This window comes from Paenibacillus agri (assembly GCF_013359945.1).
In the GTDB taxonomy this organism is placed as follows: domain Bacteria; phylum Bacillota; class Bacilli; order Paenibacillales; family Paenibacillaceae; genus Paenibacillus_AQ; species Paenibacillus_AQ agri.
On record NZ_JABWCS010000221.1, the window covers coordinates 584,775 to 591,972 of the forward strand.

A 7,198-nucleotide genomic window follows, 5' to 3' on the forward strand; every position below is an offset into this window, starting at 1 on the left:
GTGAGGAGAGGATTACATCCATCGGTTTTTTTGTTTTAAAATTGTTAACTAGTTAACAATTATGTTTTGTTTCGTCACAATAATATTCTGCCGAGGTGAAGACAAAATGAAAGAAAGCTTTTTTTCTGAAACGGTTTTAAAAAAACTTCATGATTTTGCGAAGACAATCAAAGGAACGGTCTTGTTCAAAGATCACCCGGAGTACGATAATTATCGGAACATTTGGAACTTGGTTATTGATGCCCATCCATCTTGCGTCATTCGCGTGAAGGATGCACAAGATGTTGCTGCTGTGCTCGCCTTTTCAAAAGAAAACCGCATCCCTTTAGTCGTACGAGGCGTTGGTCACAGCTTGGCAGGATATAGTGCTGGCCATGATTGTCTGGTCATTGATTTGTCAGCATTAAATAGGATCGACCTTGATGAGGAATCGCGAATTGCACGTATAGAGCCGGGAGCGACTTGGGGGGAAGTAGCCGAAGCTCTGCAGCCCTACGGTTTAGCAATCACATCGGGTGATAATGCCGGTGTAGGGGTAGGCGGTCTTACTCAAGGAAGCGGAATGGGCTTCATGGTCCGAAAGTATGGATTAACGATTGATCTATTGCGATCAGTCGAACTTGTTACTGCAGAAGGCAGTATCCTTCATGCCAGCCAAACTGAAAATGCGGATTTATTTTGGGCTATTAGAGGGGGAGCCGGAAATTTTGGAATTGTAACTGCGTTGGAGCTTGAAGTACATGGTGGTGGGGAACTGTTGGGCGGATTTTTATTCTATGAAGGGGCCAATGCTTCAGAGCTTCTTGAAATCGGCCAATTGGCGGCGAAAGCCCCCGAAGAGCTTACTACCATTATATCGATTATGACAGCACCGAATTTTCCATTTATTCCTTCAGCGCATCATGGAAAACCTATATTGAGAGTTTTCTTCTGTTACACGGGCGATTTGAAGGAAGGGGAAAAAGTCCTGGCACCCTTTAGGGAAATCGGAACCGTAATTGCTGATTCAGTCGGACCCAAACCCTATGTTGATTTAATACAAAACCTGGGTAAGCAACGATTCGGGTATATCAGTCGCAATTTGTATCTGCAATCCCTTAACCTTCAAACGGCTGAAGCGCTGGTGAAAGATATTCATGAGATTCAATTCCCCTCATTCATGGGGATCCAATTGCGCGTTCTTGGAGGAGCAATGAGCCGAATACCTGTAGATACAACAGCATTCCCTCATCGGGATAAACCATTTTTTGTCTGGATTCAGAACCTTTATATGACAAAGGAACAAGAAGAAGAAAATCGTGTACTCAATCATCGGGTATGGAAAACGTTACTTCCTTTTGCAGCCGGGGCGGATGTGAACTTCCTGGGCATTACCGAGAAGGATCGCTTGCATGATGTTTATCCAGCCGAAACGCTGGAACGGTTGATCCAATTAAAAAAACAATATGATCCTGAGAATATGTTCAAAAGCAATTTAAACATCTGCGCAGATTAGAAAGCAGGTTAGCCGTGAAATCCGGAGAGCAAGGTGACCGCTGCCGCTTCTCCACAATCAGTCCGCTCACAACTATTAAAGCAAGCTACAAATGACCAAAAATGAAAAGCAGCGATTCTCTAATAACGGGAGAATCGCTGCTTTTTTTTGAATTCTAAGCTTGTGAGAAGATAGAGATCCTGCCTTCACCAGTAGAATATTTACTTTTGGGCAATTACAGGTACAAACGGTCACCTAAATGGAAGAATATCAGAATAAATCAACTTTTGAATTTATTTTAGCAAGAGGCACTAAGCCTGGCGATGGAAGTGAACAAGTGATTTAATCCATCTATGGGTGGACTTAACCCATGGTGAATTCGGATAAACTAAATGTACACCGAAGAACACATGGAGAAAGTGAGGAAACAAGCATGATGAATATTTTGATTACAGTCGTAATTATTCTATTGATATCTCTAAAGGAAAAGGAGATCAAGACCACCCGTTTATGGCTTTTACCTGCCATCCTAGCGTATGTAGTGTTCACCAGCATAGCCCAAACAACGCTGACCGTAAATAGTATGCTGCTATATATTCTATGTCTTGTGATAGGTTGTGGTATTGGCGCATGCCGAGCCTATTTGGAACAGATTATAATTCATCCGGAGTCAGGAAAAATAATGTCGAAAGGATCGTTGGCAAGCAGCATTCTCTTGATTGTGGTTTTGTTGCTACGCCAACTCGTCAGTTCATTAGATGTGCATAATACTTTCCATGTCCTGAGCAGTGCGCTACTGATTCTTCCCTTGGGCAGCATTGCTGCCCGAAGGTACTTCCTGTATAGCAAAGTCCGGCGTTTACAGGAGCGAGGCGTTTAATCTAAAGTTTATTTGTAATTTTATGTTCTATAGGATCTTATTATTTGTTCAGTATGCTGGTCATACTTAGGTTAATGAAAAAATTTAAGGTGGAGGCTTTTATTGTGACTACTAACCATTCCTTGGAGACATGGCTAAAAAGTCAGTGGTCACTCAATTTCTAAATGAACAAGGACTGGATCCAAATTAAAAGTAAGACTAAGCAGCAAACTTTCCAACTTAACCAAAATACGAAGCCCCTATGATTACAACAATCATAGGGGCTTCGTATTTTTTACCATCACCCAAACCTCAAGCTTTTGACTTCCTCCCATAGACCAAATAGAGTGCAACAGACGAGATCACCATCAACATGACCGAATACACGAGTCCAAGCGCCCGGGTATCGGAAGAGGTTTGCCCGCTTGTCGCATTTTGAATAGCGATGCCCAGCGGTTTGAACAGCGGGTGGTACAGGAAGACTGTCAGATCATAGTCTGCTAATTGACTGTTGAAGTTGAGCGCAAGCACCGCCAGTGTTGAAGGAAGAACGATGGGGAGGAGCACCCTTCTAAACGTATAGAAAGCACTAGCCCCGAGACTCCGGCCGGCATCCTCCAGGGAGGCATCGATGCTGAAGAAAGCGGCTTTGAGCATTCGCAGCGTAAATGGGATCAGCACAATGACATAAGCGATCATCAAGATCCACATCGAGCCGGTTAGCACCTGGTTGGCCAGAATCCATTTTGGCGAGTCATAAGTAAGGATCAATCCCAGCGCAATTAGCGTAGAAGGCAACAGCCAAGGGATTAGCATTGCGTACTCCAGTGCTGTAGTAAAGAGATTGCTGTACTTATGCAGAATGCGAGATACAAGAAGTGACAAGGCGACGACAATCACAGCTGCCCCGGCAGCGTACACAATACTGATGAGATACGGCTGATACGCATCCGCGTTGGTAAAGAGCAGTTTATAGTTGCTGAGCGTAAAATGCTCCCAGGACAAGATGGAAGTAGAGATGCTATAAGCATCCGTAAAGGAAAAGATGACTGTCAATAGAACTGGTACGGTATAGATTATAAATAGAAGGTAGGCAACGATGTGAACCAGTGTGTTCAACCATTTGTTGGTGATTTTTTGTTTTACTATCTCCGATTTCACCTTGGAGACCGAGATAAAGTTCCCTTTTTTCTCCGCCTTACGAAGAAAGGTCAACAGAATCAGTGTAGCAACTCCCAAGATGATCGCCAGTACGGAAGCCATGTCCCGGGAGGTTGGGCTTTTTGAAAAGGCCAGAATTAACGGGGTAATCGTCTGAAATTCAGTTCCCCCTACAATCAGCGGCGCGGAAGTTGCGCCAAGGCCAGTCAGAAACAGCAAGATCGTAATCGCGAATAAAGAGGGCTGCAACACTGGCAGTACAACTCTGCGTAAAATGTAAAAGGGGGAAGCGCCCATATTGCGTGCGGCCTCCACAGTCTGGTAATCGATTTTGCGAATGGCATTTGACAAGAACAACACATGATTGGACGTACAGGCAAACGTCATGACGAACAGCACTGCCCAGTAACCGTGGAACCAGTCCGCCGGAAAAGAAGGGAAGAGCAGGAGCAGAAATTTCGTAATAAAGCCCTGCTCGCCGTACAGAAATTTGTAGCCTGACACCAGCACAATGCCGCTGTATACAAGTGTAGTATAATAGCCGATCCGCAGCAGCTTGGACCCTTTAATATCGAAATAGTCGGTTACAAATACTAGAAAGATACCGACGATATTCACGGTAATGACCATCGAAACGGCCAGAATAAAGCTATTTAGCAGGCCCTTCAGCGCTCTTTTGGAGTGCAGCAGTTTTTGAAAAGGTTCAATCGAGAAGCTTCCGTTCGCCCAAAACACGCTCTTCAGCAGATTAAGATTGGGATAAACCAGAAAAGCAATAATAAACCAGGTTAAGAACAAACCCGCAATAAGCAGGGAGAGTCTTCCCGGCGTTACGTATCTTTTAATGCGCTCTATTGTCATGGGGAAAGCCTCCTAATATTGCAAAATATCGTCCGGGCGAATATAGATATCTATTTCATTTCCGATGATGCAGCGGCTTCGTCCGTCCTCAATCTCCACCTTTTTCAGGAGGGCCCCACCTATTTCAAACGTATATTTCGTGTATAAACCGTAATATTCAGCGTCGATCACGCGTGCCGTCAGTGTAGTAAACGCCTCGGCGTTCCCCTCTGGCAGAGAGGTGTAGATTTTCTCAGTTCTTAGATAGGCGGCTTTAGCCGGGTCGAATGACTTGCCTGATGTTGCGTTAACCTTTTCGATGATAGAATGTTCCAATGTATTGATGTCTCCGATAAAATTGCATACAAACTCGGTCGCAGACTGACTGTAAATTTCGTGCGGTGTGCCGACCTGCTCCACGGCTCCGTGATTGAACACGGCGATGCGGTCCGATAAGGTCAGGGCTTCCTCCTGGTCATGGGTTACATAGATCGTGGTAATGCCGAACTTCTTTTGCAGACTTTTCAACTCGTTACGCAGTTGGACCCGCAAGCTGGCATCGAGATTGGAGAGGGGTTCGTCCAATACTAGAATGCTGGGCTTCAGCACAAGCGCTCTGGCGATAGCTACACGTTGCTGCTGGCCCCCTGACAGCTCGGACACTTTTTTGCGTAATTGCGCTTGACTCAGGTCCACTTTCTGGGCGATTTCTGCCACTTCGGCTTCAATCTGTTCTTTGGGCATTTTCTTGACCTTCAGGCCGAAGGCGATGTTCTCATATACATTAAGAGTCGGGAACAGGGCGTAACTTTGAAAAACCATACTGATGTCCCGTTTCTCTACAGGTAATTGCGTGATGTCCTTGCCATTCACATGAATGGAGCCATGCGTCGGGCTGACAAATCCAACAAGGCTTCGCAATGTAGTCGTTTTGCCACAGCCGGAAGGGCCAAGCATGGTGAAGAATTCGCCTTCAGCAATCTTCAAATTCAAGTTCTTCACTGCGATAAAATCGTTATATTTAATTTCTATGTCTCTAAATTCGATCATGATTCCCCGGCTCCTCACTACTTGTTGTGTAAAAATAAAGCCACCCGGCAGCGGGGGCTGGCGCGCCATAAATGAGGCGACCTGTGCTCCTGCTGCCGGGATGGTCATGATGCTGAATTACGGCAAAAGCTCAAGCTGGATTTTCTCAACCCAGTTGTTGATGTTCTTGTTCACAAACTCCCAATCGATCGGCTGTTGTTTGAGGGAAGCATCCAGATCTTTAAGATCCTGCGCGGCGTTCTCGAGCGCTTTGCTGTTAGCTGGCATAGTGGAGAACTGCTTTGACCATTCTGTCTGTACCTCGCTGCTACCGAACCAATCGACAAAGGCTTTGGCGGTATCCAGGTTCTTCGTACCTTTGACAATTGCTACTTGCTCAACAATAAAGGGGACACCAATGGCTGGTTTTACGATTCCGGCTTTGACGTTGTACTGCTTCTCTCTCGAAGCGATACCGCTAGAGAACATCGGGCCAAAAGGAGACTTCCCACTAGCCAGGTTGGCATAGAAATCTTCGCCTTCGGCTTTATAGAAACCGTATTTCAAGTAGTTTTTCATGGCATCCCAACCCTGCTGAGAGATTCCGTACTCACCATTCGGGTCCTGATAGCGAACGAGAATGCCAGCCAGAACCGCACGAACGGTAGCGCCGCCGAGATCGTTCGTTCCCGGTGCATCGTATTTATAATGGAATTGCGGGTTGGTCCACAGATCTGACCAGTCTTTGGGAGCGGTGCTTTCGTTGTACAGCTTAGAGTTGTAAATCAGCAGGATCGCTTGCTTAACAATCCCGTGGTAATAATCGTCTTTATCACTTAAGCCCTCAGGAACTTCGCTTGCCCACACGGGCTTGTACTGCACCAGCATGTCCTGCGACTTGAATTCCACATAGTTCACCGTACTTAAACCATAAATAATGTCGGCTACCGGCTTGTTTTTTTCAGCAATCAGACGGTTGGCAATGTCGCCGCCGCCACCTTCTACGATTTGCAGGTCGAAGCCTTTTTCTTTGGCTTTTTCTTTCAGCCAATCACCTCTGCCGTCAGAAGCGGAGTTAGTGTAGACAACGAGTGGAGCCTTAGCAGAACTAGCAGCCTCAGTCGGGCTTGCGGCATTGGTTGCATTTGTGGTGGAAGATTGATTTCCACATGCAGCGAGCGTGCTGGTGAGTACAAGACCGAGTAGAGGCAGGACCATCCGTTTGAATTTGGTGTTCATAAAAGTCTCCCTTTTTATTATTTTTGGAACGTGTCAATTTCAAATTGATTATAGCAACATCCGAAAATCACCGTCAATCGAATTGATGTTATTTAACATAGCCTTAATAAAGTTAACAAAACTTCTGAAAAGAGCTGAACACGATATATAAGCCGAACAAAAGAAATTAACAAAAATCGAAGATGAGCGAACGGGGAAGTTTGGAACTATAGGGGCATAGCGTTCGCCTGAAAGCTTTCCATAGTACAGCTAGCGCCGGAACGTGACTGTTGACTGATTTCAACCACTAGAAAGGGTGAATCCCCCTTCACCAATCGTCTTAAGATTGCTGAAGAGGGGACGCTGCCTCAACTAACGGCATTTTTGCACCTTATTTTTCTTCAATACAATAAAATGAGGGAAATAAGGGCATTATTGTATCTTATTTTCCGCGAAATTATGCTGAACGGGGTGTTCTGGAAGATTTAAGGTACATTATGAATTAGACTAAAAAGTGGACACGGTAAATCCAACCCATGGATAATAGAATAAACTCCAGAAGAGGTGGTAGCCGTGGCAGAACGGAAGCGATACAACAAACAGTTTAAAGAAGAAAC

Annotated in this window: 5 protein-coding genes; 2 read left to right on the forward strand and 3 right to left on the reverse strand. The window is 45.2% G+C overall.

Annotated features, from left to right (window positions below; translation table 11 throughout):
- Window positions 1-106 precede the first annotated feature (106 nt).
- Entirely contained in the window at window positions 107-1,495 is a 1,389-nt protein-coding gene (locus HPT30_RS29460) for an FAD-binding oxidoreductase (protein ID WP_175374793.1), read from the forward strand.
- Between the two features lie 412 nt (window positions 1,496-1,907).
- Window positions 1,908-2,354: a DUF1453 family protein gene (locus HPT30_RS29465; RefSeq protein WP_175374794.1), complete on the forward strand. Its 447-nt coding sequence runs from the start codon at window positions 1,908-1,910 to the stop codon at window positions 2,352-2,354.
- Window positions 2,355-2,645: 291 nt separating this feature from the next.
- Here HPT30_RS29465 and HPT30_RS29470 read toward each other — a convergent pair whose 3' ends face one another.
- The 3 genes from HPT30_RS29470 to HPT30_RS29480 all read right to left on the reverse strand — a co-directional run bounded on the left by HPT30_RS29470 (window position 2,646) and on the right by HPT30_RS29480 (window position 6,602).
- Complete coding sequence (locus HPT30_RS29470) at window positions 2,646-4,355, reverse strand: ABC transporter permease (RefSeq protein ID WP_175374795.1); 1,710 nt, start codon at window positions 4,353-4,355, stop codon at window positions 2,646-2,648.
- A 12-nt stretch (window positions 4,356-4,367) separates the two neighbouring features.
- Window positions 4,368-5,384, reverse strand: a complete 1,017-nt coding sequence (locus HPT30_RS29475) for an ABC transporter ATP-binding protein (RefSeq protein ID WP_175374796.1) — start codon at window positions 5,382-5,384, stop codon at window positions 4,368-4,370.
- Window positions 5,385-5,501: 117 nt separating this feature from the next.
- The gene (locus HPT30_RS29480; RefSeq protein ID WP_246317521.1) at window positions 5,502-6,602 is read right to left on the reverse strand and encodes an extracellular solute-binding protein; all 1,101 of its coding nucleotides are present in this window, start codon (window positions 6,600-6,602) and stop codon (window positions 5,502-5,504) included.
- Window positions 6,603-7,198: the final 596 nt, after the last annotated feature.

Coding starts and splice junctions, on each gene's coding strand:
- HPT30_RS29460 (WP_175374793.1), top strand. CDS start 107: ATGAAAGAAAGCTTTTTTTCTGAAACGGTTTTAAAAAAACTTCATGAT.
- HPT30_RS29465 (WP_175374794.1), top strand. CDS start 1,908: ATGATGAATATTTTGATTACAGTCGTAATTATTCTATTGATATCTCTA.
- HPT30_RS29470 (WP_175374795.1), bottom strand. CDS start 4,355: ATGACAATAGAGCGCATTAAAAGATACGTAACGCCGGGAAGACTCTCC.
- HPT30_RS29475 (WP_175374796.1), bottom strand. CDS start 5,384: ATGATCGAATTTAGAGACATAGAAATTAAATATAACGATTTTATCGCA.
- HPT30_RS29480 (WP_246317521.1), bottom strand. CDS start 6,602: ATGAACACCAAATTCAAACGGATGGTCCTGCCTCTACTCGGTCTTGTA.